Source organism: Neisseria zoodegmatis, assembly GCF_900187305.1.
Taxonomy (GTDB): Bacteria; Pseudomonadota; Gammaproteobacteria; order Burkholderiales; family Neisseriaceae; genus Neisseria; species Neisseria zoodegmatis.
The window spans coordinates 1,246,192-1,271,012 of sequence record NZ_LT906434.1; the positions used below are offsets into that span (position 1 = coordinate 1,246,192).

The window sequence follows — 24,821 nt, forward strand, 5'->3', positions numbered from 1 at the left end:
AGCTGCTTTGTTTTGACTGCAATCATAATGAAAAAGATGCCGGAAGCCAGTTCGGTTCCGCATGCAATGCCACACCGAAGCGTTCCTGCACGGTTTGGCAGATGTGTTGCGCGAGGCGGTAAACGTCTTGCGCTGTGGCCTGCTGTTTGTTAACCAGCACCAAAGCCTGTTTGTCGTGCACCGCCGCGCCGCCTATGCCGTAGCCTTTCAGACGGCATTGGTCGATCAACCAGCCCGCCGCCAGTTTGACGCTGCCGTCGGCTTGCGGGTAATGCGGCATTTCGGGATATTGTGCCAGCAGTTTGTGTGTGGTTTCGTTATCGACAATCGGGTTTTTGAAAAAACTGCCGACATTGCCCAGCACTTTCGGGTCGGGCAGTTTGCTTGCGCGGATGCTGCACACGGCTTCGGATACGTCTTTCGCCGTTGCCGCACGGCCTGCGCATTTTTCCGCCAATACGGCAGCCAAATCGCCGTAGCGGGCGTTGGCGGTGAATTGTTCTTTTAAGGCGAACACAACCGAAACAATCACATAGCGCCCTTTGCCTTGCTGTTTGAACAGGCTTTCGCGGTAGGAAAAGCAGCAGTCGGCATTGCTTAATTCGACAAAGCTTAAAGTGTCCAAATCGAAGCAGCGCACGCTGTGGATGATGTCTTTCACTTCCACGCCGTATGCGCCGATGTTCTGTACAGGCGACGCGCCCACCGTGCCCGGAATCAGGCTGAGGTTTTCCAAACCGCTCAAGCCCATATCCAGCGTTTTCAACACAAAGTCGTGCCACACTTCGCCGGCCTGCGCTTCTATATAAACGAGGCCGTCTGAACGGAAAAGTTCGCGTATGCCTTTATTTTGCATGTGGACGACCAGCCCGTCGTAGTCGTGCATCAGCAGGATATTGCTGCCGCCGCCGAGCCACAAAACGGTATGGCGGTCGAACTGGGGCAGCTTCACCAATTCCGGCAAATCCGCTTCTTTTTCCAACACGGCAAAATCACGCGCCGCGGCTTTCAAGCCGAATGTGTTGAGCGGCGTTAAATCCACATCGTGCAACAACTGCATCACAACATCCTTTTACGTTCAGCCACCGAGCGGCTGCATATTTCCAAATACCAAACCAGTAAAACGGCGGCGACGGTGAGCGAAATCACCAGCGCCGTCCAAAAACCGTAAATGCCCATGTCTGCCGAATAAGCCAGCAGATAGCCCGGCACCAAACCGAAGCCCCAAAAGGCTACGGCGTGAATCAGCATTGGGATTTTGGTCACTTTATAACCGCGCAGGGCATAAGAAGCGACGCATTGGGTGGCGTCGCCCAACTGAAACACCGCCGCGAACAGCAGCACCGTTGCCGCAATCGCCAATACCGCTGCATCGTCGGTGTACATGCCTGCCAGCGGGTAGCGCAAAAATACCAGCAACAAAGCGGTAAACACCGCCATCACCACGCCCAAAACCAATGAAACGCCCGAAATATAACGCGCCCGTGCATATTCCCTGCGGCCGATGGTGTAGCCCACCCGCACCGTGCCCGCCGAGCCGATGCTTTGCGGAATCATATAAATCACGCTGGTTAAGCTGATCACCACTTGCTGCGCCGCCACATAATCCTCGCCTTGCCGCGCCACCAAAAACACGATGCACGAAAACAGGCTTACTTCCAGAAAAAACGAAAAGCCGATCGGCGCGCCCAGTTTCCAGATTTGTTTGAACACCTTCATATCAGGCTTACTGAATCGCTCGGTCAGCTTGAACTGCCTGAAATATTTCTGCTTCACCACATACAGCCACAGCGCGGCGGCGTTGAACCAAAACACCAGCGTAGTCGCCACACCGCAACCCGCACCGCCCAGCGCAGGCATGCCGAATTTGCCGTACACAAACGCATAATTGAGCGGCACGTTCAGAAAAAACGCCAAAAAACTCACAATCATAATCACGCGCGGCCGGTTCAGGCTCGAAGCATAGGCATGCAAGGCGCGGTGTATCATTGCCGCGGGCATGGCCAAGCCGGTGAACAGCATATATTGCGCCATCATGCTTTCGACGTTTTCACTCAAGTTCAGCAGCTTCTGAAACGGAACAATGGCCAGCCACATCAGCAGCATGCCTATCACGCCCATCATCAGGCCGAACCACATGCTCTGCCGCCCCGTTTCGCCCACTTCGTCGTATTTGCCCGCGCCGTAAAGCTGGGCGATCATCGGGTTCAGCGCCGTCATCACGCCGAGAAAAGTGATGTACACCATCACAAACGCGCTGCTGCCGAGGGCGACGGCGGCCAAATCGTCTTTACCCGCGCCGCCCGCCATTACCGTATCTACAAAACCCACGCCCACTTGCGCCACTTGGGCAAGCAGCATCGGCAGGGCGAGCAGCACGAGTTTTTTGCCTTCTTTATGGAAAACGGGGAAGGAATAACGGTTTAGATCGAAAAGCATAAAGTTTCCAAGTTCAGACGGCCTGTTTCAGACGGCCTCTTACGGATAGTGTGTGTTGTAGATAGCTGTGTTTTTTCAGACGGCCTTTACATCCCGAAAGCCGTTTGCCGCCAAATGCCGCAAACGCCGCTGGCGGTGGCGGAAAAAGAGGCGGGCGGCGGTTGCCATCGGTGCAGTCAGCATGCCCGCGTCTATTTCCACACAGTCGTGATACAGGCAGCCGCCGTTTTGCGGTTTGACGGTAACCGTATGCCGCCAGCGGCGTATCAGCGCGCCGCGGCCGTTGTCGAGCATGGTGAAGCAGTCTGCCGTCGGATAGGAAATATCCACGAGCTGCCAGCCCAGCGGCACAAGGCCGAACAGGTGCATGTTGAGCCGGTAGGCGGCGGGTTGCCATGTTTCGGGAAGCGTTTCGTTGCGGCACGGGCAGAAAACAACCAACGGACGCGCCACATACAGCAGCAACGACGGCTTTTTCAAGTGCGCGGCCGCTTCTTCGGCGGAGCAGGGCAAAAAAGTGTGCAGGCAGATACTACGCATGGCGGTTTTCGCGTTGTTTTCTGTTTTTCAGACGGCCTAAGCCGGCAGACAAGCTCGAAAAATGCAACTGCGTAGTGTAACAAAAAAAGCCCTTGCTCGGGCGGTTTTGCATTTGACAGGCCGTCTGAAACCATACACACTCTGCCGCTTTCCACTCCGCCGCAGCCATGATGAACTGGAACGACCACCTGCAAGCCGCGCTCGACAGCCAAGCGGCGAAACAAGCCTACCGCCGCCGCACCGCCCGTCGCGCCGACACTGCGCCGCCTTATCTCGAAAGCGGCGGCAAACGCTATCTCAATTTCGCCGGCAACGACTACCTCGGCCTCAGCCGCGACCCGGGCATCATCGCCGCATGGCAGCAGGCTTTGGCGCAATACGGCACCGGCAGCGGCGGTTCGCCTTTGGTCAGCGGCCACACCGACGCGCACGAAATGCTGGAAAACCATTTGGCCGATTGGCTCGGCTACGAACGCGCCATCCTGTTTCCCAGCGGTTACGCCGCCAACCAAGCCGTGCTACTTGGCTTATTGGGCAAAGGCGACGTGCTGCTGGCCGACAAACTCTGCCACGCTTCCATGCAGGAAGCTGCCGCCCTCGGCCCCGCGCAGTTTAAGCGGTTCGCCCATCGGCAATATGATGTTTTGGAAAAGCAACTGATTGAACATAAAGGGAAAAGAATCTTGGTAGCCAGCGAAGGCGTGTTCAGTATGGACGGCGATACCGCCGACTTAGGCCGTCTGAAAACCCTGTGCGAACGATACGGCGCATGGCTGCTGCTCGACGACGCACACGGCATCGGCATCCTCGGCAGCGAAGGCCGCGGCAGCGCGGCAGCGGCAGGCGTGCAACCCGACATATTGATCGTTACCTTCGGCAAAGCCGTCGGGCTGATGGGCGCGGTGGTATTGTGCAGCCGCACCGTTGCCGAATACCTCACCCAATTCGCCCGCCACCTGATTTACAGCACCGCCTTTCCGCCCGCCCAAGCCACCGCGCTGTCTGTTGCTTTGGAGCGCGTCCGTGCCGCCGACGGTTTGCGCGAAAAACTGCGAGGCAACATCCGCTTTTTTCAGACGGCCTTATCCGAATGCGGACTGCGGGAACGCCTGATGCCGTCTGAAACAGCCATCCAGCCCTTTCTCTGCGGCAGCAACGAAGCCGCCTTGTCCGCATCCGCCACCCTGCGCGAGCACGGCCTGTATGTGCCCGCCATCCGTCCGCCCACCGTGCCCGTCGGGCTGGCTCGGCTGCGGATTACCCTTACCGCCGCCCACGAACCGACGCATATCGAAACATTAATCAAAGGCTTGCAAGATGCCGTCTGAAAAACCGTCCAAACACCTCATCGCCCGCGCATTCAGCCAAGCCGCCGCCGGTTACGATGCCTATGCCGACGTTCAACAGCAGGCCGGGCTGCGTTTGCTGCAACTTCTGGAAAGCCATTTTTCAGACGGCCTCAACCGCAAAACCGTTGCCGACATCGGCGCGGGCAGCGGCTGGGTCAGCGAAAAAATACGCAGTCGCGGCGCCAACGTACTCGCCCTCGATTTGGCCGAAGGCATGTTGCAACACATCGCCCGCCACCGCCGCGCCGACTACTGCCTGCTCGCCGATGCCGAATCGCTGCCGTTGGCCGACGGCAGCATGGATGCCTGTTTCAGCAGCCTCGCCCTGCAATGGTGCGACCTCGAACGCGCCGCCGCCGAAATGCAGCGCGTGATCCGGCCCGGCGGCTGCGCGGCCGTCGCCACCATCGGCACAGGCAGCCTGCAACAGCTCAAACAGGCATGGCAGGCCGCCGACGAAGCCGCGCACGTCAACCGCTTCCTGACCGAAAGAGAAATTCAGACGGCCTTTAACTGCTTTCCCAACCTACGGATACACACCGAAACGCATACCCAATATTTCCCCACCCTCCAAGCCCTGCTGCACAGCCTGAAAAACATCGGTGCCAACCATGTGATCGCACGCGAAAACAAAGGCTTAACGGGCAAACGGCGCTGGCAGCGTTTTCAGACGGCCTACGAAAACATGCGCGCGCCGAACGGTATGTTGCCGCTGGATTACCGCATCACTTATGTTGTGGCTTGGTAAGCAGGAGATAAACTTTTTTAGGCATAGGCAGGCCGTCTGAAAGGATTGCGCCGGGTGTTTGCGCAACACGGGCAATGCATCCGACTTAAAAACGGCATATCTGCTATATTCGGATTATGCTTCGGCAGGCTACGATGCTTTTTTGAAGAAAAGGGCGGATATGCGCGGAAAAACCATGAATCAGATTACCTTGCTTTCGGAAAAACACCATGATTATGCTTTCGGCTTTGAAGTACAGTCCCCCGAAAAGCTGCTTGTCTCGTGGGACGCGGCTTACGACGAAGTGATTACCTTGCCGTGCGTGGAACGGGACGATCCGTATTTGGATATGGATTTTGAAATCGGCAGTGATTACTGCTTCCGCTATCCGGTGCGGGTCGGCAACGTGCTGTTTGAAAAATGGTGTTTCCATGTAGCTCCGGAGCAACGTACAGATATTGTCGTGCAAGAATATTATGCGGACATTGCCACTGGCATCAGTGAGTCGGATTTTCAGCAGATTCACCATCATTTGGAAAAAGTTTTGCCGCTTGAGAAACGGAGCAGTAAAGCGTCTGCTTCAGTATTTTGTCAAAACGGCATCACGCTGTATCTGAAACATTTTGCCGGGCAGGAATATCCGTGTTTGCAGGTTTTATCAGTCAATACGCGCGATTATTTTGATTTGCCGGCAGATGTTGAAAGCGAAAACAGTATGAAGTTGAGCGGTGTTTTGGTTTTTCCGCAGGAGACCGTATCCACGGGAGTAGATTATAAAAAAGACGCTTCCGTGAAAAGAAGACCGCCGGTAATTGCAGAAAAATTCGGTAGGCAGACGGTTGTGTGGCGTGACGATAAAAACAAATTGCTGGGTGTGTGCGCCGGAAACTTTTCGCAAACCTACCCGCTGGCGCACATCGAACAAGTGGGTTTGGAGCGCGTGTTTTCGATGAAAGGCGGCGGAGAAGATTTTGTGCGGCTTCATTTATCATCGCCTTACGCACCGAAAACCATACTGACCGCCCGCTACGGTTATTTCAACCCGTATATCGCCGCTCTGGAGAAGCTGCTGCAGAAGCCGGTTGTCTGTGAACAAAGCGGCTTTTTCCGCAAGCATATATTGCCGTGGCTGGCAAAATTTCTGTAAATCAAAATAGGCAGTCTGAAAATGCGTTTTAGCGAAACTCGCAAAACCCGTTTTCAGACGGCCTCGGTTTGTCTGTATTTATGCAGGATGGAGACGGTTTTGTTTGCGGCACGGTTTTTTGTCGAAACAGGCTACGGGTTGCGCGACTGCCATTTCCGCTTCAGAAAGGGAAGTATCACATACCATTGCAGATAAAAACCGATACCGTTTACCGAGATATTGATTAGTAACAGTTGAAAGTCGGAAAACTCGTTGGGAAACCAAGTTAGAAGCGGTGCTGTCAAAAACATGGCGAGCGTACCCAAAGGGAAGCCGATATAAGCCAAAAAGACAAGATAGCCGAACGGGTCTTGCGCGTAATAGATTGCTCCCGCCGCGACACCGAACAGCCACAACAGCATCAGTTTTTTACAGGCCATGGTTATATTTTCTCTTTCTACGGGCTTGTTCTGCTGCCTGTGATTATTCCGCTTCGTTAATCCAAGCCTGCTGCACGGCTTCGAGGATTTTTTCGCCGCAACGGGCAGGGTCGTCGTCAAAATCGGGCAGGGCGAGAATCAGCTCGCGCAAGTGGGTGAAGCGGATGGTTTTCGGGTCGATATCGCCGTGGGTGTCGTAGAGTTCTTCGGCAATGCGTTGGGTGTCGGTCCATTTCATCGGTGTACTCCTTTGTGATTTTTGAGACGGAACCCATCGGAAAACGGTATAGGTTCCGTTAAGGCTTCAGGCCGTCTGAAAATAATTGTTCAGACGGCCTCTGTGATTAATGATGCTCGCGCGCGTGGTTGATGGTGTATTTGGGAATTTCCACCACCAAATCTTCATCGGCGACTTTGGCTTGGCAGCTTAAACGGGATTCTGCTTCCAAGCCCCATGCTTGGTCGAGCAGGTCTTCTTCGATTTCAGACGGCTCTTCCAAGCTGTCGAAACCTTGGCGAACGATCACATGGCAGGTGGTGCAGGCGCAGGATTTTTCGCAGGCATGGTCGATTTCGATGTCGTTGTCGAGCAGCAAATCGCAGATGGTTTGGCCTTCGGGGGCGTTGTCGATGATTTTGCCTTCAGGGCAGAGTTCGGCGTGTGGCAGTATGGTAACTTTCGGCATGTGTGTTCTCTTAAATGAAATGAAGTTATGGTCGGGCGCTATTTTACCCGATACGGCAGGTGCTGCTGCCGGTTTGCTATTAATGTTTTAAATGGGGCGGTAAGCGCTGCTTGAGATTTCCGCCGCTTGTTCGGTTGGATAAACGGTTTGGTTTTTTCAGGCAAGCAGCTCCAAATGTTCGATCAGAATCGACGAACCGATCACGATCAGCACGATGCCGCCCAACACTTCGGCGCGTTTGCCCACGGCTTTGCCAAACGAACGACCTAAAACCATGCCGGTGGCGGACATTAATGTGGTGGTGGTGCCGATCATAAAGGCCGCCAGCCAGATGTTGACTTCGACAAAGGCGAGGCCGACGCCGACAATCATGGAATCGATGCTGGTGGCGATGGCGGTAATGACGGTGAGCAGGAAACCGTTTTTCCCTGTGTTTTCGCCGCTTTCTTCTTGGTCGGATAAAGTGCCGTAAATCATTTTGCCGCCCAAACCCAGCAGCAGGATAAAGGCGACCCAGTGGTCCCATTCGGCGATGAAGGGTTTGGCTGCCGAGCCGCCCAGCCAGCCGATTAAGGGCGTAATGGTTTCGATAACGCCGAAAATCAGTGCCGTACGGCCGACGCGCCGCAAGGTCAGGCAATTGCAGTTGCAGGCGGCGCCTTTGGCTATCGAGGCGGCAAAGGCGTCGACAGACATGGCAAAGGCCAGAATGCTTAGGGTGTAGAGGTTCATGGTTGTCTTTTGCGGCCTTGTTCGGGCAACGCTTTATTTTTTTATTCAGCCGTTCGGGTAGGTGCTTGGCGGCTTTAGGGTGGTGTTATTGATTGTGTTATTTTCAGACGGCCTCAAGTTGGGAGGCCGTCTGAAATTTAAATATCGTTTACATTTTGTCCGGCCAGGGCGCGTTGGATATTGCGGTTCATGCGTCGGCCGGCGAAGTCGTCGGTGGCATGTCCTAACGCGGATACGGCATTGCGGATTTCGTCGGCATTGCCTGTCTGAACGAGATTGTGCAAAGCGGCGATGCTGTCGCGGATGGCGGCGAGTTCGGTTTCTTTGAGCAAATCGCCATCCATTTCCAACGCGGTTTCTACGGCGGCGGTAAGACCTTCGGCTTCCACAACGGCTTCGGCGCGGGCGCGGGCGGCCATGTCGTCGGAGGCGTTCGACATGCTCTCTTTCAGCATGTTGGTGATGGTTTCGTCGTCGAGACCGTAGGAAGGTTTCACTTCGATTTGCGCCTGCACGCCGGTGGATTGTTCGCGGGCGGACACGGAAAGCAGGCCGTCTGCATCCACTTGGAAGGTAACACGGATGCGGGCGGCGCCGGCCACCATCGGCGGAATGCCGCGCAAGGTGAATTTGGCGAGGCTGCGGCAGTCGGACACGAGTTCGCGTTCGCCTTGCACCACATGGATGGTCATCGCGGTTTGGCCGTCTTTAAAGGTGGTGAACTCTTGGGCGCGGGCGGTGGGCAAGGTGCTGTTGCGCGGGATGATTTTTTCCGCCAGCCCGCCGTAGGTTTCGAGGCCGAGCGACAGGGGCGTTACGTCGAGCAGCAGCCATTCGTCTTCGTTTTTATTGCCCGCCAGCACATTGGCCTGCATCGCCGCGCCGAGTGCGACCACTTGGTCGGGGTTGAGGTTATTGAGCGGCGTTTGGCCGAAAAAGGTAGCCACGGCTTGCTGAACGTGCAGCATGCGGGTGGAGCCACCCACCATAATCACGCCTTTCACGTCGGCCTTGCCCACCCCCGCGTCTTTCAAGGCCTGCTTCACCGGCTCGATGGTTTTGGCAACCAGATGTTGGGTGAGGTTGTGGAATTCTTGGCGGGTGATGGCGGTATCGACCGTGCGGCCGTCTGAAAGCACGGTTTGCACGGTGGCGCTGGTGTCGGTGGTGAGGGTTTCTTTGGCGGCGCGGGCGAGGCTGAGCAGCAGTTGGCTGTCTTGCTCGTTGAGCTGCGAGAGTTTGTTTTGCTCCAGCAGCCAGCAGAACAGGCGGTGGTCGAAGTCGTCGCCGCCGAGCGCGCTGTTGCCGTTGGTGGCTTTCACTTCAAACAGCCCTTTGGTGAGCTGCAACACGGATACGTCGAGCGTGCCGCCGCCGAGGTCGTACACCACAAACGTGCCTTCCGAGCGGTTGTCCAAACCGTAGGCAATCGCGGCGGCGGTCGGTTCGTTGAGTAGGCGCAAAACGTTTAATCCGGCCAAACGCGCGGCATCTTTGGTGGCTTGGCGTTGGGCATCGTCGAAATAGGCAGGCACGGTGATCACGGCACCGACAAGCTCGCCGCCGAGGTTTTCTTCGGCACGCTGTTTCAAAGTGCGGAGGATTTCGGCGGACACGTCAATCGGCGTTTTGTCGCCCGCACGGGTGTGCAACTCGATGATGCGTTCGTTATTGCCGAAGCGGTAAGGCAGATAGCGGGCTTCTTGCTGAACATCTTCCAAAGTGCGCCCGATCAAACGTTTGGCGGAGCTGATGGTGTTCACGGGGTCGATTTTTTGAGCCTTGAGCGCGTCGTAGCCGACTTCGATATCGTCTCGGCCGCAATAACGCACAACCGAAGGCAGGGTAACGCGGCCTTTTTCGTCGGGCAGGCAAACGGCGCTGCCGCTTTTAACAGAGGCGACGAGGCTGTTGGTGGTGCCCAAGTCGATACCGACGGCCAAGCGGTGTTGGTGTGGTGCGGCAGACATGCCGGGTTCGGAAATTTGCAGAAGAGCCATGTTTGTGTGCCTTGTGGGGTGTTATTTTTGTCGGCGCGTATTTTAGCAGATTTGACGCGGGTAGTTGAGTAGTTTTGTCGGGAATAGGGATGAGGCCGTCTGAAAACTGCGGCAGGGCTTGGAAATTCAGCGGGTTTGAGGTTTGAGAGAGCGGTGTTGTTATGCAAATCGGCAACACGGTTTGCTCGGCAGAAGGGCTTGCCGAGTACAAAGCCTTTTTAAGGCGAACCCGCTTCGTCGTCCAAGCTTTTCAACCATGCCAGCTTTTCGCCGATTTTGATTTCCAGCCCGCGCGGTACGGGTTGGTAGAAGTCCGGTTCGGCCAGACCGTCGGGCATATAGGTTTCGCCGGCGGCGTAGGCGTTCGGTTCGTCGTGGGCATGGCGGTATTCGCGCCCGTAGCCGAGTTCTTTCATCAATTTGGTTGGGGCGTTGCGCAGGTGGACGGGTACTTCGTCGCTGGCATTCTGTTTGATAAATTCCCGCATTTTGTTGTAAGCCTTGTAGCCTGCATTGGATTTGGCGGCTGCGGCTAGGTAAAGCACGGCTTGGGCGAGGGCGAATTCGCCTTCGGGAGAGCCTAAACGCTCGTAAGTGGCGGCGGCTTCGTTGGCAATCTGCATGGCGCGCGGGTCGGCCAGGCCTATGTCTTCCCAAGCCATGCGCACGATGCGGCGGGCGAGGTAGCGCGGGTCGGCGCCGCCGTCGAGCATGCGGCAAAACCAGTAAAGGGCGGCGTTGGGGTGGGAGCCGCGCACGGATTTGTGCAGAGCGGAAATCTGGTTGTAGAAGCTTTCTCCGCCTTTGTCGAAGCGGCGGATTTGTGTGCCGAGGCTTTCGGTGAGGAAAGCGGCGTCAAGCGTTTTCAGACGGCGTGTATCGGCGGCGCGCAGCAGTTGTTCCAAAAGATTGAGCAGGCGGCGGGCGTCGCCGTCGGCAGTGTCGGCGAGCAGTTCGCGGGCTTCGTCGGTGATGGTGAAGGCGGTGTATTCGGGCAGTGCCAGCACTTTGTCGATAAGCTGCTGCATGTCTTGCGCAGTTAACGGTTGCAATACATACACTTGCGCGCGGCTGAGTAGGGCGGGGTTGACTTCGAAAGAGGGGTTTTCGGTGGTGGCGCCGATGAAGGTTAACAGGCCGCTTTCGACGTGCGGCAAAAAGGCGTCTTGCTGGGCTTTGTTGAAACGGTGGACTTCATCGACAAACAAAATAGTTGCGCGACCTTGCTGCAAGGCGATTTCTGCTTTGTCGATGGCTTCGCGGATGTCTTTCACGCCTGAAAATACCGCCGACACAGGCAGAAACTGGGCGTTGAAGCTTTGCGCCAAAATCCGCGCCAAGGTGGTTTTGCCGACGCCGGGCGGTCCCCACAGTAGCATGGAATGCGGTTTGCCGCCTTCAATCGCCACGCGCAAAGGTTTGCCTTCGCCGATAAGGTGCTGTTGCCCGATCACTTCGTCAAGCGAGTGCGGGCGCAGGCGTTCGGCTAAGGGGGCGTCGGGTTGGCGGGAAAAGAGGTCGGTCATGGCTCGGTTTTCTGTTCAGACGGCCTTTATTATAGCGGAGAAAGTGCAGAGTGATGTCGGCCGGCTTGCAGCAAGATGAAGTTTCGTCGCCATAACCGTGTAAGCGGCAGCACGATGTTGTACAATACCGCCTTGGTGGGTTTCAGACGGCCTCTCGATTGGCGAGCCGTTTGTTTTTAGAAAGAAAATGTATGAAGAAAACAGCAGGATTGGTGGGAATGTTGTTGCTCGGTGCCTGTGCCGGCGGCGCAAACGGTATGTTGTCAAGTAATTCGATTGTGAAATCGGTGGTTGATAACCAATGCCGTATAGAGTTGAACAAACGCAGCGAATGGAAATTGGCATCGTTGGTGATGACGGCCCAACAGCAGCGCGAATGGGAAGACAAAATCTGCGGCTGTGCCGGCGAAGAAGTATTCAATCATGTGACGACCGACGAATTAATTAAGATTGCCAACCCCGATACCCGTGTGGAAGCCGCCGCTTCGGTAACCGCGAAAACCGTTACCGCCTGCGTGAAACGCTTGATACGCTAAACCTGTTTTTCAGACGGCCTCTGTCGCAAGGCAGGCCGTCTGAAAATAAAATAAGATATAAGCCCGCTTTCGGGCATGAAATTTTCCAAACCATCTCACGAAATACAAGAAGAAATCATGAAATATATCAGCACCCGCGGCCAAACCGCACATAAAGCATTCAGCGAAGTTTTATTGATGGGTCTCGCCCCCGACGGCGGCCTGATGATGCCCGAAAGCTATCCGCAGGTTGACGGGCAAACGCTGGAAAAATGGCGCGGCTTGAGCTATCCCGAATTGGCTTTTGAAATCATGAGCCTGTTTGTGACCGATATTCCCACCGACGACCTGCGCGACATCATCAACCGCACTTACACCGCCGAAGCTTTCGGCACGGCAGAAATCACGCCGGTGCGCACGCTTTCAGACGGCATCAAAATCCAAGCCCTCTCCAACGGCCCGACGCTCGCGTTTAAAGACATGGCCATGCAGTTTCTCGGCAACGCGTTTGAATATGTGCTGAACAAAGAAGGCAAACAGCTCAATATCCTCGGTGCCACCAGCGGCGACACCGGCTCGGCGGCCGAATACGCACTGCGCGGCAAAAAAGGCATTCATGTATTCATGCTGTCGCCCGAAGGGAAAATGAGTGCTTTCCAACGCGCACAGATGTTCAGTCTGCAAGACGAGAATATCCACAATATCGCCGTAAAAGGTATGTTTGACGATTGCCAAGACATCGTTAAAGCCGTGCAAAATGACGCTTCTTTCAAAGAGCAATACCATATCGGCACGGTCAACTCCATCAACTGGGGGCGCATCGTTGCCCAAGTGGTGTATTACTTTGCCGGCTATTTCAACGCAACCCACAGCAACGAGCAAAAAGTCAGTTTCTGCGTGCCCAGCGGCAACTTCGGCAATGTATGCGCCGGCCACATTGCCCGCCAAATGGGACTGCCTATCCACCGCCTGATTGTGGCGACCAATGAAAACGACGTGTTGGACGAGTTTTTCAAAACCGGCGAATACCGCCCGCGTACCGCCGATCACACTATGGTAACTTCCAGCCCGTCTATGGATATTTCCAAAGCCTCCAACTTCGAGCGTTTTATTTTCGATTTGGTTGAGCGCGATGCCGCACAAGTGGAAGCCTTGTGGGCGGAAGTGGGCGCAGGCAAAGGCTTCGACCTGAATTGGCTGCTGGAAAAAGTGCACCAACGCTACGGTTTCGTATCCGGCAAGAGCCTGCACAAAGACCGTTTGCGCATCATCGCCGAAGTGTATCAAGCCGACGGCGAACTCATCGACCCGCATACCGCCGACGGTGTGAAAGTGGCGCGCGAAGTGCGCGAAGCGGGCGAAACCATCGTTTGTTTGGAAACCGCATTGGCGGCCAAGTTTGAAGACACCATTCGCGAAGCCGTGGGCGACGTGCAAATCCCGCGCCCCACCGGTTTGGAAGGCTTGGAAAAACTGCCGCAACGCGTTCAAGTCGTGCCGAACAATGCGGACATCGTTAAAGCCATCATTCGTGAAACTTTAGATCAATAAAGGTGTTCAGGCCGTCTGAAACGTTTTAGCGAAACTCGCACAGCTCGTTTTGGCGAAGCTCGCAAAGTTCGCTTTCAGACGGCCTGAGACCTTTGCAAAACCCGCAGATGTGGATGCAGTTCAAGGCGTAGCAGCGCAGCGAGTGCAGACATATCATACAGATAGGCAAACGAGCGAGCAGCGCACAACGCAGAAATGCGCCGCAGATGAGGGTTTTGCAAAGGTTTCGGCCTTTGAGATAAACGGAACAACGGTTCGCCAACCGGATATCGGTACAGCCCTCTGCGGCTGTTTCGTGCTATCTGCAAACATTGTGATGAAAAATATTTTTGTTTAGAATGACATGTTTGCGCTCAATTTACGGGAAATTATGCCAAACCAAATGAAAGAGCGGCCAAATCTGGTTTTATACACGCGCTTGCTGGGGTATCTGAAAAACTATTGGAAGATTTTTTCCTTTGCTGTTTTTTCGATGCTGGTGGTGGCGGCGACTATGCCTGCGTTTGGCTATCTGTTGAAGCCGTTGATCAACGAAGGCTTCGTCGATAAAAACATGCAGAAAATGACCTGGCTGCCGCTGGCGATTGTGGGTCTGTTTCTGATTCGCGGCCTGTTCAATTTTCTCAACGAATATTGCACCACCTACCTTTCGAGCCATTTGGTACAAAAGGTGCGCGGTGAAATGTTTGAAAAAATGATGCGCCTGCCGTCGGGCTATTTCGGCAACAACAGCAGCGGCCGGATTATGTCGCGCATTTTAAGTGATGCCGGCCAGATTACCGACGCCGGTTTCAACGTGATTACGGTCATCGCCAAAGACGGCGTCAGCGTGGTCGGTCTGCTGTGTTTGCTGTTTTATCTAGACTGGAAACTCACGCTGATTACATTCGGCATTTTGCCGGTGGTGGCCGTCAGCATCCGTTTGGTAAGCCGCCGGTTGCGCAATCTGTCGCAAGTCAACCAAACTTATCTCGGCCAAATGATGCAGGTGCTGAACGAAAGCATCGAAGGCGCGCGCGTGATTAAGGTTTACGGCGGTCAAAAATATGAAACGGCACGCTTCGAGCATGTGTCCGACCATGTGCGCCGCAACAATATCAAGCAGGTTTCCGCCAGCTCTTTCGGCACGGGTTTTACCCAGCTGATGGCATCGGTGGCTTTGGCCGTGATTGTGTATGTGGCGGCGGGTCAGGCTAATTCTTCGGATTTCAGCGCCGGCGACTTTATGGCGTTTTTGTCGAGCATGATCATGATGTTTGACCCGATCAAACGCATGACCGGCGTGGTGCAGTCGCTGCAACGCGGCTTGGCGGCGGCGGAAAGCGTATTCGGATTTTTGGATGCGCCCGAAGAAAGCGACGGCAGCAGTTTGGTATTGAGCACCAAACCGGGCAATATCGAATTTTGCAATGTCGTGCACCGTTATCCCGAAGCCGATCGCAACAGTTTGAACGGTATCAATCTTTTGGTGCCGCAAGGCAAAGTAGTTGCATTGGTCGGCGCGTCTGGCTGCGGTAAAACCACTTTGGCCAACATGCTGCCGCGCTTTTTCGATCCGACCGAAGGCGAGATCCGCATCGGCGGCATTGATTTGCGCGAGTTTACGCTTGAAAGCCTGCGCGCCAATATGGCGTTTGTGAGCCAAGATGTCGTGCTCTTCAACGGCACGGTAGCGGCCAATATCGCTTACGGCCGTCTGAATAAAGTGAGCGAAGCCGATATTATTCAGGCAGCCAAAGCCGCCAATGCTTGGGAGTTTATCAAAGCCATGCCGAACGGTTTGCAGACCGAAATCGGCGAAAACGGTTTGAAACTTTCAGGCGGCCAGCGGCAGCGTTTGGCGATTGCGCGCGCCATTCTGAAGGACGCACCGATTTTGATTTTAGACGAAGCCACCAGCGCGCTGGATAATGAGTCCGAACGCTTGGTGCAGGCGGCGTTGGAAACCTTGATGCAAAACCGCACCACGATTGTGATTGCCCACCGCTTATCCACGATTGAAAAAGCCGACAATATCGTGGTGATGCACGAAGGCAGGGTGGTCGAGCAGGGTACGCATACCGAGTTGCTGGCTAAGGGCGGCCGCTATGCCGATTTGCACAGCCTGCAATTCGATAAGCACAGCGAAATTTCAGACGGCCACAGTCAAGCCGCAGACTAATTCATTTTCAGACGGCCTCATATGTATGCCGTCTGAAACCGGTAATTTTTTGCTATTTCTACTATTAATTAAGGAAGCTTAAATGGCAGCATTCAATACCCAAAAAGTTTTATCAGTACATCACTGGACAGACGCTTATTTCACTTTCACCTGCACGCGCGATGAGTCGCTGCGTTTTGAAAACGGCCAATTCGTGATGGTCGGTTTGATGGTCGACGGCAAACCCTTGATGCGCGCATACAGCGTGGCCAGCGCCAACTGGGAAGAGCATCTCGAGTTTTTCAGTATCAAAGTGCAAGACGGCCCGTTAACCAGCCGTTTGCAGCATTTGAAAGTGGGCGACGAAGTGCTGATCAGCAAAAAGCCTACCGGCACGCTGATTTGCGGTGATTTGAATCCCGGTAAGCATCTGTATCTGCTCTCAACCGGCACCGGCATCGCACCGTTTTTGAGCATCACGAAAGACCCCGAAGTGTATGAACAGTTTGAAAAAGTGATTTTGGTACACGGTGTACGCTACAAAAAAGATTTGGCTTATTACGACCGCTTTACCAAAGAATTGCCCGAACACGAGTATCTGGGCGACCTCGTGAAAGAGAAGCTGATTTATTATCCTGTGGTGTCGCGCGAAGAATTTCCGCACCGCGGCCACATTACCGATTTGATGCGCAGCGGTAAATTGTTTGAAGACATCGGCTTGCCGATGATGAACCCCGAGCACGACCGCGCCATGCTGTGTGGAAGCCCGGCCATGCTGAAAGATACCAGCGAGGTGTTAAACGAATTCGGTTTGAAAGTGTCGCCGAAAATGGGTCAGCGCGGTGATTACTTGATTGAACGCGCGTTTGTGGATCAATAAGCAGGGTAATTTGCCGAATAGCTTGGTGTGCATACAGAGGCCGTCTGAAATAAACTTTCAGACGGCCTCTGTTTATTGGCAGGCAGAATTAGATTTCAAACGTACTTTCATGGTTTGCGCCGCGTATCATGCCGGCGGCAACCGTGTGGTTGGTTGCTTCGTCTATCAGGATAAAAGCGCCTGTGGCCGGGTTTTCCGTGTAGGCCGTTGCGTTGAGCGGCTGCTGTGTTTTCAGGCTGACATTGCCGATGTCGTTCAGGTTAAGCTGCTGCGCCGATTGAACGTGGCTGAGGGTGTGCACATCCCACACATAAGCGATTTCGCTGATTTTCACGCCGGTGGTTTTTGCGCCTTGTTTGAGCAGGTATTTCCGCCGCAGATTAAGCGGCGTTTCGTCAAACCAGCATAAGGCCGCCTGAAAATTTTGTTGCGGTATCAGCGGATTGTCGGCGGAAACAATGCTGTCGCCGCGTGAAACGTCTATGTCGCTGTCGAGCGTTAAGGTTAGTACATCGCCGGCTTGGGCAGAGTCACTTTTGCCGTTCGGCTTGTAGATTTCCGCAATGCGCGCGGTTTTGTTATTGGGCAGGATTCTGACTTCGTCTCCCGTTTTCAGACGGCCTGCTTCCAAACGCCCTTGATAGCCGCGGAAATCATCGCTGCTGCTGCCGTCTTGCCGGGCCACGCGTTGCACGGAAAAGTAAGCGGGTTGGTGGTCGGTGTTTCTGCGGGCTACCGGCAGGCTTTCCAAAAGCGGCAGCAACGCCAGCCCTGTGTGCCAAGGTGTATTGGGGCTGATATCGACAATATTGTCGCCGTTTAAAGCGCTGATGGGCAGAAAATGGATATCGGCTTCCAAGCCGATATGCTGAGCCAGCGTTTGGTAGGCTTGAGTGATGGCAAGATATTTGTGTTCGTCAAAGCCTAAGAGATCAAGTTTGTTGACGGCCACAATGATGTTCGGGCATCCGAGCAGCTTCAAAATGGCGCTGTGGCGTTTGGTTTGGGGCAGTAATACAGGTTCGCCGCTGTTGAAATTAACGCGGGTGGCGTCAACCAAAATAATTGCGGCATCCGCCGTAGATGCACCCGTGACCATATTGCGCGTGTACTGTTCATGGCCGGGTGTATCGGCGATGATAAATTTGCGCTTGGGCGTGGAGAAATAACGGTAGGCAACGTCAATGGTAATGCCTTGTTCGCGCTCGGCGGCCAGGCCGTCGGTCAGGCTGGCGAAGTCGGGCGCTTGGCCGTTTTGAGCTGTTTGGTCGAGTTTGGCGGCTTGGTCGGCGAGCAGGGCTTTGCTGTCGTAAAGCAAGCGGCCGATAAGCGTGGACTTGCCGTCATCTACGCTGCCGGCGGTAATAAAACGAAGCAGAGGGGCGGTGGGTGCGCTCATACAAAATCCTTTTTTCAGATGGCCTGTTATCTGATGGCTACTGTAAACAGGCCGTCTGAAAAAAGGAAAGAATGGTTCGTTTTAATTTAAGATGATTTTGTTATATCGGTGTTGAAAATGTTTGAGACCCGTAGAGTGGCCGTCTGAAAAAAATAATGAAGCGCTTCCAGATTTAACGGCAAACAAAATCCCCTGATTGCGAACTGTAAAACAGCACCAATTAGGGGATTGCTTCAAACTAAACGTTTGATTTCAGACGGCCTCAATTAAGACAACAAGTGAGCCACGCCTGCTTTTTCTTCTTCCAGCTCTTTCAGAGTTACATTGATGCGCTCTTGGCTGAATTCGTCGATTTCCAAACCTTCAACCAGTTTGTATTCGCCGTTTTCGCAAGTTACCGGGAAGCCGAACATAGTGCCTTCGGGAATGCCGTAAGAGCCGTCGGAAGGAATACCCATGGTTACCCATTTGCCGTTGGTGCCCAACACCCAGTCGCGGATGTGGTCGATGGCGGCGTTGGCGGCAGAAGCAGCAGAAGACAGGCCGCGCGCTTCAATAATGGCAGCACCGCGTTTGCCCACGGTCGGCAGGAACACATTGGCGTTCCACTCTTGATCGTTGATCATGTCTTTTACGCTTTCGCCGTTGATGGTGGCAAAGCGGTAATCGGCATACATGGTGGGAGAGTGGTTGCCCCATACGCACAGTTTTTCAATGTCTGCTACGGCTTTGCCGGTTTTCTCGGCGATTTGGCTCAACGCGCGGTTGTGGTCGAGACGCAGCATCGCAGTGAAGTTTTTCGCAGGAAGATCAGGTGCGGATTTCATGGCAATGTAAGCGTTGGTGTTGGCAGGGTTGCCCACAACCAAAACTTTCACGTTGCGGTCAGCAACTTTGTTCAACGCAGCACCTTGTTTGGTAAAGATTTCAGCATTGGCCAGCAGCAAATCGGCACGTTCCATACCTTTGCTACGCGGACGAGAACCTACCAAAATGGCAATTTGTGCGTCTTTGAAAGCCACTTCAGGGTCGTCAGTAGTAAACATATCGGCCAGCAGAGGGAAGGCGCAATCCTGAAGCTCCATCATCACGCCTTTCACGGCATTTTGCGCTTGGGGCAAATCTAACAATTGAAGGATAACAGGCTGGTCTTTACCTAACATTTCGCCACTAGCAATACGGAACAATAAAGCATAACCAATTTGACCGGCGGCACCGGTTACCGCAACGCGAACGGGTGATTTCATACCAAAACTCTCCTGGGTGAATTTGTGATTGTGATAAACAAATATAATGATTCAGACGGCCTCATCAAATATTTTCGATGATGCGAAGTGAATGAAGCATTTATATAACTTAAAGCATTTAGCGCAAAAGACCTTCAAGCCGTTTTGCGGCTGTGTGCAAACGGATGGTATGCCATTTGAAGCCATCAAAACCGTTTTTGCAACGCTGTATCATACCAAATTTACACAACGGGGCAATAGAATTTTGTAATCGCATGAAACCGATGGGAAGCGGTTTTATTTTGTATGGAAAAGCAATCCGGTGGAATTTAGCTTCAAACAGGAAATTTATGTGGCTGGAATAGGACGTTTGTGAGCCACGGATTGATGAAAAATACGGATAAATTGAAATTTTATGTGCTTAAAACCAATATAAAAATCTATTGTTTGTTAAGGAAGCCGTAAAATTCATAAAAAACTGTAACAAAAGACTGGTCAAGCAGTTGCAAAACATGTAAATTACGTCTTAACGTAGTTTTATGTAGCCCGCTTTAGGCGGAGGTGCATAAACCTACTTTTTGGTTTGAGTTTTTTGAGAAAAATACTGTGTAAAGAGGATATTGAAATGCAGACGAAGCAGCGCCCTGTATTCCTTGAAATCCCCAATATCAGATTACCGATACCCGGGATTGTTTCTATTCTGCACCGCATCAGCGGGGTTATTTTATTTGTAAGCCTGCCCCTTTTGCTGTGTTTCCTTGCCGGTACGTTGAGCCGTGAGGCTGCATTTGAAACTTACCGTTCCGTTGTCTCCAATCCGTTTGTGAAGCTCGCTTTGATAGGTCTTCTATGGGCTTATCTGCACCATTCTTTAGCCGGTATCCGTTTCTTGTTGTTGGATGCCCATAAAGGACTGGAATTACAAACTGCCCGTGCAACTGCCAAATTGGTATTTGTTGCAGCATTGGTGTTAACCGTAGTATTAGGAGCATGGTTATGGTAGACCGTAAATTGGCCGGTGCCCATTACGGCTTGCGTGATTGGGCAATGCAACGTGCGACAGCAGTGATCATGTTGGTTTACACAGTTGCTTTCATTATCTTCTTGCTTGCCTTGCCTGGCGATTACGATTCATGGCAGGCATTTTTTGCGCAAACATGGGTTAAAGTATTTACCCAAGTTACTTTCATCGCATTGTTTCTGCATGCTTGGGTAGGTATCCGTGACTTATGGATGGACTACATCAAGCCTTTCGGTTTGCGATTATTTTTACAAGTAGCCACTATTATTTGGTTGGTGGGATGCTTGGTTTATTCGGTTAAAGTAATTTGGGGTATTGTATGAATTTTCCTGTTCGTAAGTTTGATGCTGTAATTGTTGGTGGCGGCGGTGCAGGTTTGCGTGCTGCGTTGCAATTGTCTAAATCCGGTTTGAATACAGCCGTATTGTCTAAAGTTTTCCCTACACGCTCTCACACCGTAGCTGCTCAGGGCGGTATTTCCGCTTCTTTGGGTAACGTACAGGAAGACCGTTGGGACTGGCACATGTACGATACCGTAAAAGGTTCAGATTGGCTGGGTGACCAAGATGCCATCGAATTCATGTGCCGCCGTGCTCCTGAGGCCGTTATTGAGTTGGAGCACATGGGTATGCCTTTCGACCGCGTAGAGAGCGGCAAAATTTATCAACGTCCTTTCGGTGGCCATACCGCCGAACACGGTAAACGCGCCGTAGAACGTGCTTGTGCGGTAGCAGACCGTACAGGCCACGCTATGTTGCATACGCTGTATCAACAAAACGTGCGTGCAAACACGCAATTTTTTGTGGAGTGGACTGCACTGGATTTGATCCGTGATGATAACGGTGATGTTGTCGGCGTAACCGCTATGGAAATGGAAACCGGGGATGTTTACATTTTCCATGCTAAAGCCGTATTGTTTGCCACGGGCGGTGCAGGCCGTATTTATGCTTCATCAACCAATGCCTTTATGAATACCGGCGACGGCTTGGGCATTTGTGCACGCGCAGGTATTCCGCTTGAAGATATGGAATTCTGGCAATTCCACCCGACTGGTGTGGCCGGAGCCGGTGTATTGATTACCGAAGGTGTGCGCGGTGAAGGCGGTATTCTGCTGAACTGCGACGGTGAGCGTTTCATGGAACGCTATGCGCCAACCGTAAAAGATTTGGCTTCTCGCGACGTGGTTTCGCGTGCTATGGCGATGGAAATTTATGAAGGCCGCGGCTGTGGTAAAAATAAAGACCATGTATTGCTGAAAATCGACCATATCGGTGCAGAAAAGATTATGGAAAAACTGCCGGGTATCCGCGAGATTTCCATTCAGTTTGCCGGTATCGATCCGATTAAAGATCCGATTCCGGTTGTGCCGACCACCCACTACATGATGGGCGGTATTCCTACCAATTATTTGGGCGAAGTGGTTGTGCCTCAAGGCGATAATCCCGAAGCCGTAGTGAACGGTTTATATGCTGCCGGCGAGTGTGCTTGTGCTTCTGTACATGGTGCTAACCGTTTGGGCACAAACTCCCTGTTAGACTTGGTTGTATTCGGTAAATCTGCCGGCGATAGCATGATTGAATACATCAACAAGCAAGACGGCTGGAAAGAGTTGCCCAGTAATGCTGGCGAGCTCACCAAGCAACGTTTGGATCGTTTGAATAACCAAACCGGCGGTGAAAACGTAGACGAGTTGCGTCGTGAATTGCAACGTACCGTTCAGTTGCATGCAGGTGTGTTCCGTACCGATGCCATCTTAAAAGAGGGCGTGGAAAAAGTATTGAAACTTGCCGAACGTGTTAAACATACGGAAATTAAAGACAAGAGCCAAGTATGGAATACAGCACGAATCGAAGCTTTGGAGCTGGATAACCTGATGGAAGTGGCTAAGGCCACCTTGGTTTCTGCCGAAGCTCGTAAAGAATCCCGCGGTGCGCATGCCTCAGACGACCATCCTGAGCGTGATGATGAAAACTGGATGAAACACACCCTTTTCTACACTGCCGACAACAGCTTGTCTTACAAACCGGTTCACACTAAACCACTGACCGTTGATTATATTGAACCGGCCAAGCGCGTTTACTAAAAATAAAAGGAACACAACACATGGAAAAAGTACGTTTTCAGGTGTATCGCTATAATCCTGACGTAGATGCCAAACCTTATATGCAGGACTATGAGCTTGAAATTGAGCCTACAGACGTGAAACTGCTGGATGCTCTTGTTAAGTTAAAAGCCATGGATGACAGCTTGTCTTTCCGCCGCTCTTGCCGGGAAGGTATTTGCGGTTCAGACGGCATGAATATCAACGGTAAAAACGGCTTGGCTTGTTTGACCGATATTCGTAGTTTGAAACAGCCGATTAAACTGCGCCCATTGCCGGGCTTACCGGTAGTGCGCGATTTAATTGTTGATATGACTCAATTCTTTAAGCAATACCATTCTATTAAGCCTTATGTGGTAAACGATACTCCTGCGCCTGATCGTGAGCGTTTGCAAACCCAAGAGGAGCGTAAAGAGCTTGATGGTCTTTATGAATGTATTTTGTGCGCATGCTGTTCTACCGCTTGCCCTTCATTCTGGTGGAATCCTGATAAGTTCGTAGGTCCGTCTGGTTTGCTAAATGCATATCGCTTCATTGCCGATAGTCGTGATACTATTACGAACGAGCGGTTGGATAATCTGAACGACCCCTATCGGTTGTTCCGTTGCCATACCATTATGAACTGTGTTGATGTGTGTCCGAAACACTTGAATCCGACCCGTGCTATCGGTAAGATTAAAGAAATCATGTTGAAACGAGCAATTTAAATATGCCTGTTTTTGATGAAGCTGCGAAACGCAGAATACATTATCAAACACGCCGTGGACTTCTCGAGCTGGATATCCTGCTCGGGAAGTTTATGGAAAAAGAATTCCAGAATCTCAATGACGAAGAATTGGCTGTTTTTGTAGAAATTTTAGATTTGCCTGATCAGCAATTTCTTGCTTTAGTAAATCAAAAAGAGCATACAGAAGACACCCGTTTTCTTCCTCTTCTGGAAAAAATAAGGCGCGCTTGATTAAAGGCCGTCTGAAAAGCAGCATAGCCGCATCATCATAAAGGGTAATGCGCTGAGTCTAACTTGAACAGAAAAATAAAGGAGCAAGAGATGTCCAAAACAATTAAGTTACAAGCCGATGGTAAAGAGTCATTGGAATTGCCGGTTTTAGAAGGTACTTTAGGCCCGGATGTTGTAGACATCCGGACTTTTACCAAGGGAACCGGTATGTTTACATTTGATCCCGGCTTTGTATCTACTGCAAGTTGCGAATCAAAAATAACCTTTATTGATGGTGATAAAGGCCAGTTGTATTATCGCGGTTATCCTATTGAGCAACTGGCAGAAAAAAGTGATTATCTCGAAACATGTTATTTGTTGATTTATGGTGAATTGCCTACCGCCGAGCAAAAGGCAAAATTCGAGCATACTGTTTCTCGCCACACCATGATTCACGAACAGCTGACTTGGTTCTTCCGCGGCTTCCGTCGTGATGCACATCCTATGGCAATGATGGTTGGTGTTGTAGGTGCACTGTCTGCTTTCTATCAAGACAGCTTGGAGATCTCTGATCCTGAACATCGCAAGATTGCTATTTATCGTTTGATTTCAAAAATTCCGACGATTGCTGCAATGTGCTACCGTTATTCCAACGGCTTGCCGTTTAACTATCCTCGCAATGATTTGTCTTATACCGCTAACTTTATGCATATGATGTTTGCCACTCCTTGCGAAGATTATGAGCCGAATCCTGTTTTGGTGCGTGCGCTTGACCGCATTTTCATCCTTCATGCAGACCATGAGCAAAACGCTTCTACATCTACTGTTCGTCTGGCCGGTTCTTCCGGTGCGAATCCGTTTGCATGTATTGCAGCCGGTATTGCCAGCTTGTGGGGTCCTGCCCACGGCGGTGCGAATGAAGCCGTGTTGAAGATGCTTGATGAAATCGGTGATGTTTCCAATGTTGCAGCCTTTATGGAAGGCGTTAAAGAACGTAAATACCGCTTGATGGGCTTCGGACACCGCGTATATCGCAACATGGATCCGCGTGCAAACATTATGCGTGAAACCTGCTACGAAGTATTGAAAGAATTGGGCTTGGAAGATGATCCTCAATTCAAATTGGCAATGGAATTGGAACAAATTGCATTGAACGATCCTTACTTTGTTGAGCGCAAACTGTATCCGAACGTAGACTTCTACTCAGGTATCGTATTGTCTGCATTAGGTATTCCGGTTTCTATGTTTACCGTTATCTTTGCATTGGCACGTACCGTTGGCTGGATCTCTCATTGGCATGAAATGATTAGCGATCCTAACCAAAAAATCGGTCGTCCGCGTCAGCTGTACACCGGATCACCGCGTCGCGATTATGTTTCAATCGATAAACGCTAATATTTGATTGTTGTAAGCTCATAGTTTGCAAAGGTATTTTGTATAGAGTTCATTTGCTTATTAAATGTAATTAAATTACCTTTAAAAACAA

General features: G+C 52.2%; 25 protein-coding genes. 13 read left to right on the forward strand and 12 right to left on the reverse strand.

The window, feature by feature from the left end; translation table 11 throughout:
• Nucleotides 1-22: 22 nt before the first annotated feature.
• The 3 genes from murB to CKV66_RS05840 form a co-directional block, all read right to left on the reverse strand.
• Complete coding sequence (gene murB / locus CKV66_RS05830) at nucleotides 23-1,060, reverse strand: UDP-N-acetylmuramate dehydrogenase (protein ID WP_085363207.1); 1,038 nt, start codon at nucleotides 1,058-1,060, stop codon at nucleotides 23-25.
• Nucleotides 1,060-2,439 (reverse strand): MATE family efflux transporter, encoded by a 1,380-nt coding sequence (locus CKV66_RS05835; RefSeq protein ID WP_085363208.1) that lies wholly within the window; start codon nucleotides 2,437-2,439, stop codon nucleotides 1,060-1,062. The genes murB and CKV66_RS05835 overlap by 1 nt, the downstream gene beginning before the upstream one ends.
• A gap of 75 nt (nucleotides 2,440-2,514) precedes the next feature.
• Complete coding sequence (locus CKV66_RS05840; protein WP_085363209.1) at nucleotides 2,515-2,979, reverse strand: hypothetical protein; 465 nt, start codon at nucleotides 2,977-2,979, stop codon at nucleotides 2,515-2,517.
• Nucleotides 2,980-3,146: 167 nt separating this feature from the next.
• Between CKV66_RS05840 and bioF the strand changes: the two genes are divergently transcribed.
• The 3 genes from bioF to CKV66_RS05855 all read left to right on the forward strand — a co-directional run bounded on the left by bioF (nucleotide 3,147) and on the right by CKV66_RS05855 (nucleotide 6,202).
• Entirely contained in the window at nucleotides 3,147-4,307 is a 1,161-nt protein-coding gene (gene bioF, locus CKV66_RS05845) for an 8-amino-7-oxononanoate synthase (protein WP_231990530.1), read from the forward strand.
• The gene (bioC, locus tag CKV66_RS05850; protein WP_085363210.1) at nucleotides 4,297-5,076 is read left to right on the forward strand and encodes a malonyl-ACP O-methyltransferase BioC; all 780 of its coding nucleotides are present in this window, start codon (nucleotides 4,297-4,299) and stop codon (nucleotides 5,074-5,076) included. The genes bioF and bioC overlap by 11 nt, the downstream gene beginning before the upstream one ends.
• A gap of 175 nt (nucleotides 5,077-5,251) precedes the next feature.
• The gene (locus CKV66_RS05855; protein WP_143773793.1) at nucleotides 5,252-6,202 is read left to right on the forward strand and encodes a hypothetical protein; all 951 of its coding nucleotides are present in this window, start codon (nucleotides 5,252-5,254) and stop codon (nucleotides 6,200-6,202) included.
• A 131-nt stretch (nucleotides 6,203-6,333) separates the two neighbouring features.
• On the opposite strand, the gene CKV66_RS05860 is transcribed toward CKV66_RS05855, so the two are convergent.
• The 6 genes from CKV66_RS05860 to CKV66_RS05885 all read right to left on the reverse strand — a co-directional run bounded on the left by CKV66_RS05860 (nucleotide 6,334) and on the right by CKV66_RS05885 (nucleotide 11,565).
• The gene (locus CKV66_RS05860) at nucleotides 6,334-6,621 is read right to left on the reverse strand and encodes a hypothetical protein (protein ID WP_085363212.1); all 288 of its coding nucleotides are present in this window, start codon (nucleotides 6,619-6,621) and stop codon (nucleotides 6,334-6,336) included.
• A gap of 43 nt (nucleotides 6,622-6,664) precedes the next feature.
• Nucleotides 6,665-6,859 (reverse strand): Fe-S cluster assembly protein IscX, encoded by a 195-nt coding sequence (gene iscX / locus CKV66_RS05865; protein WP_085363213.1) that lies wholly within the window; start codon nucleotides 6,857-6,859, stop codon nucleotides 6,665-6,667.
• Nucleotides 6,860-6,965: 106 nt separating this feature from the next.
• Nucleotides 6,966-7,307: an ISC system 2Fe-2S type ferredoxin gene (gene fdx / locus CKV66_RS05870; protein WP_004286265.1), complete on the reverse strand. Its 342-nt coding sequence runs from the start codon at nucleotides 7,305-7,307 to the stop codon at nucleotides 6,966-6,968.
• 156 nt (nucleotides 7,308-7,463) lie between these two features.
• Nucleotides 7,464-8,039, reverse strand: coding sequence for a manganese efflux pump MntP (locus CKV66_RS05875; protein ID WP_004286267.1), 576 nt, complete (start codon nucleotides 8,037-8,039; stop codon nucleotides 7,464-7,466).
• A gap of 137 nt (nucleotides 8,040-8,176) precedes the next feature.
• Nucleotides 8,177-10,039, reverse strand: coding sequence for a Fe-S protein assembly chaperone HscA (hscA, locus tag CKV66_RS05880; protein WP_085363214.1), 1,863 nt, complete (start codon nucleotides 10,037-10,039; stop codon nucleotides 8,177-8,179).
• 218 nt (nucleotides 10,040-10,257) lie between these two features.
• A complete protein-coding gene (locus CKV66_RS05885; protein ID WP_085363215.1) occupies nucleotides 10,258-11,565 on the reverse strand; it encodes a replication-associated recombination protein A in 1,308 nt (435 codons plus the stop codon).
• A 191-nt stretch (nucleotides 11,566-11,756) separates the two neighbouring features.
• Between CKV66_RS05885 and CKV66_RS05890 the strand changes: the two genes are divergently transcribed.
• Entirely contained in the window at nucleotides 11,757-12,101 is a 345-nt protein-coding gene (locus tag CKV66_RS05890; protein ID WP_085363216.1) for a hypothetical protein, read from the forward strand.
• A gap of 117 nt (nucleotides 12,102-12,218) precedes the next feature.
• A complete protein-coding gene (thrC, locus tag CKV66_RS05895) occupies nucleotides 12,219-13,631 on the forward strand; it encodes a threonine synthase (protein WP_085363285.1) in 1,413 nt (470 codons plus the stop codon).
• 74 nt (nucleotides 13,632-13,705) lie between these two features.
• Here the strand turns inward: thrC and CKV66_RS12550 are convergent, their stop codons facing one another.
• Nucleotides 13,706-13,852, reverse strand: a complete 147-nt coding sequence (locus tag CKV66_RS12550; protein WP_085363217.1) for a lipoprotein signal peptidase — start codon at nucleotides 13,850-13,852, stop codon at nucleotides 13,706-13,708.
• A 149-nt stretch (nucleotides 13,853-14,001) separates the two neighbouring features.
• Here CKV66_RS12550 and msbA point away from each other — a divergent pair, with 149 nt between their 5' ends.
• Both msbA and CKV66_RS05910 read left to right on the forward strand, forming a co-directional pair.
• A complete protein-coding gene (gene msbA, locus CKV66_RS05905; RefSeq protein ID WP_085363286.1) occupies nucleotides 14,002-15,792 on the forward strand; it encodes a lipid A export permease/ATP-binding protein MsbA in 1,791 nt (596 codons plus the stop codon).
• 82 nt (nucleotides 15,793-15,874) lie between these two features.
• Nucleotides 15,875-16,651: a ferredoxin--NADP reductase gene (locus tag CKV66_RS05910; RefSeq protein WP_085363218.1), complete on the forward strand. Its 777-nt coding sequence runs from the start codon at nucleotides 15,875-15,877 to the stop codon at nucleotides 16,649-16,651.
• An 88-nt stretch (nucleotides 16,652-16,739) separates the two neighbouring features.
• On the opposite strand, the gene CKV66_RS05915 is transcribed toward CKV66_RS05910, so the two are convergent.
• Nucleotides 16,740-18,050 (reverse strand): sulfate adenylyltransferase subunit 1, encoded by a 1,311-nt coding sequence (locus CKV66_RS05915; protein ID WP_085363219.1) that lies wholly within the window; start codon nucleotides 18,048-18,050, stop codon nucleotides 16,740-16,742.
• A 266-nt stretch (nucleotides 18,051-18,316) separates the two neighbouring features.
• On the reverse strand, nucleotides 18,317-19,297 hold the full coding sequence (locus CKV66_RS05920; protein WP_085363220.1) for a malate dehydrogenase: 981 nt from the start codon (nucleotides 19,295-19,297) through the stop codon (nucleotides 18,317-18,319).
• Between the two features lie 604 nt (nucleotides 19,298-19,901).
• Here CKV66_RS05920 and sdhC point away from each other — a divergent pair.
• The 6 genes from sdhC to gltA all read left to right on the forward strand — a co-directional run bounded on the left by sdhC (nucleotide 19,902) and on the right by gltA (nucleotide 24,730).
• Entirely contained in the window at nucleotides 19,902-20,279 is a 378-nt protein-coding gene (gene sdhC / locus CKV66_RS05925) for a succinate dehydrogenase, cytochrome b556 subunit (protein ID WP_085363221.1), read from the forward strand.
• Nucleotides 20,273-20,620, forward strand: a complete 348-nt coding sequence (sdhD, locus tag CKV66_RS05930) for a succinate dehydrogenase, hydrophobic membrane anchor protein (protein WP_085363222.1) — start codon at nucleotides 20,273-20,275, stop codon at nucleotides 20,618-20,620. Before sdhC ends, sdhD begins: the two co-directional genes overlap by 7 nt.
• Nucleotides 20,617-22,380 carry a succinate dehydrogenase flavoprotein subunit gene (sdhA, locus tag CKV66_RS05935; protein ID WP_085363223.1) on the forward strand — a complete coding sequence of 588 codons (1,764 nt, stop codon included), beginning with the start codon at nucleotides 20,617-20,619 and terminating at the stop codon, nucleotides 22,378-22,380. The genes sdhD and sdhA overlap by 4 nt, the downstream gene beginning before the upstream one ends.
• Nucleotides 22,381-22,400: 20 nt before the next feature.
• Nucleotides 22,401-23,105, forward strand: coding sequence for a succinate dehydrogenase iron-sulfur subunit (locus CKV66_RS05940; RefSeq protein WP_085363224.1), 705 nt, complete (start codon nucleotides 22,401-22,403; stop codon nucleotides 23,103-23,105).
• Between the two features lie 2 nt (nucleotides 23,106-23,107).
• Complete coding sequence (locus tag CKV66_RS05945) at nucleotides 23,108-23,356, forward strand: FAD assembly factor SdhE (RefSeq protein WP_085363225.1); 249 nt, start codon at nucleotides 23,108-23,110, stop codon at nucleotides 23,354-23,356.
• 90 nt (nucleotides 23,357-23,446) lie between these two features.
• On the forward strand, nucleotides 23,447-24,730 hold the full coding sequence (gene gltA / locus CKV66_RS05950) for a citrate synthase (protein ID WP_085363226.1): 1,284 nt from the start codon (nucleotides 23,447-23,449) through the stop codon (nucleotides 24,728-24,730).
• Nucleotides 24,731-24,821: the final 91 nt, after the last annotated feature.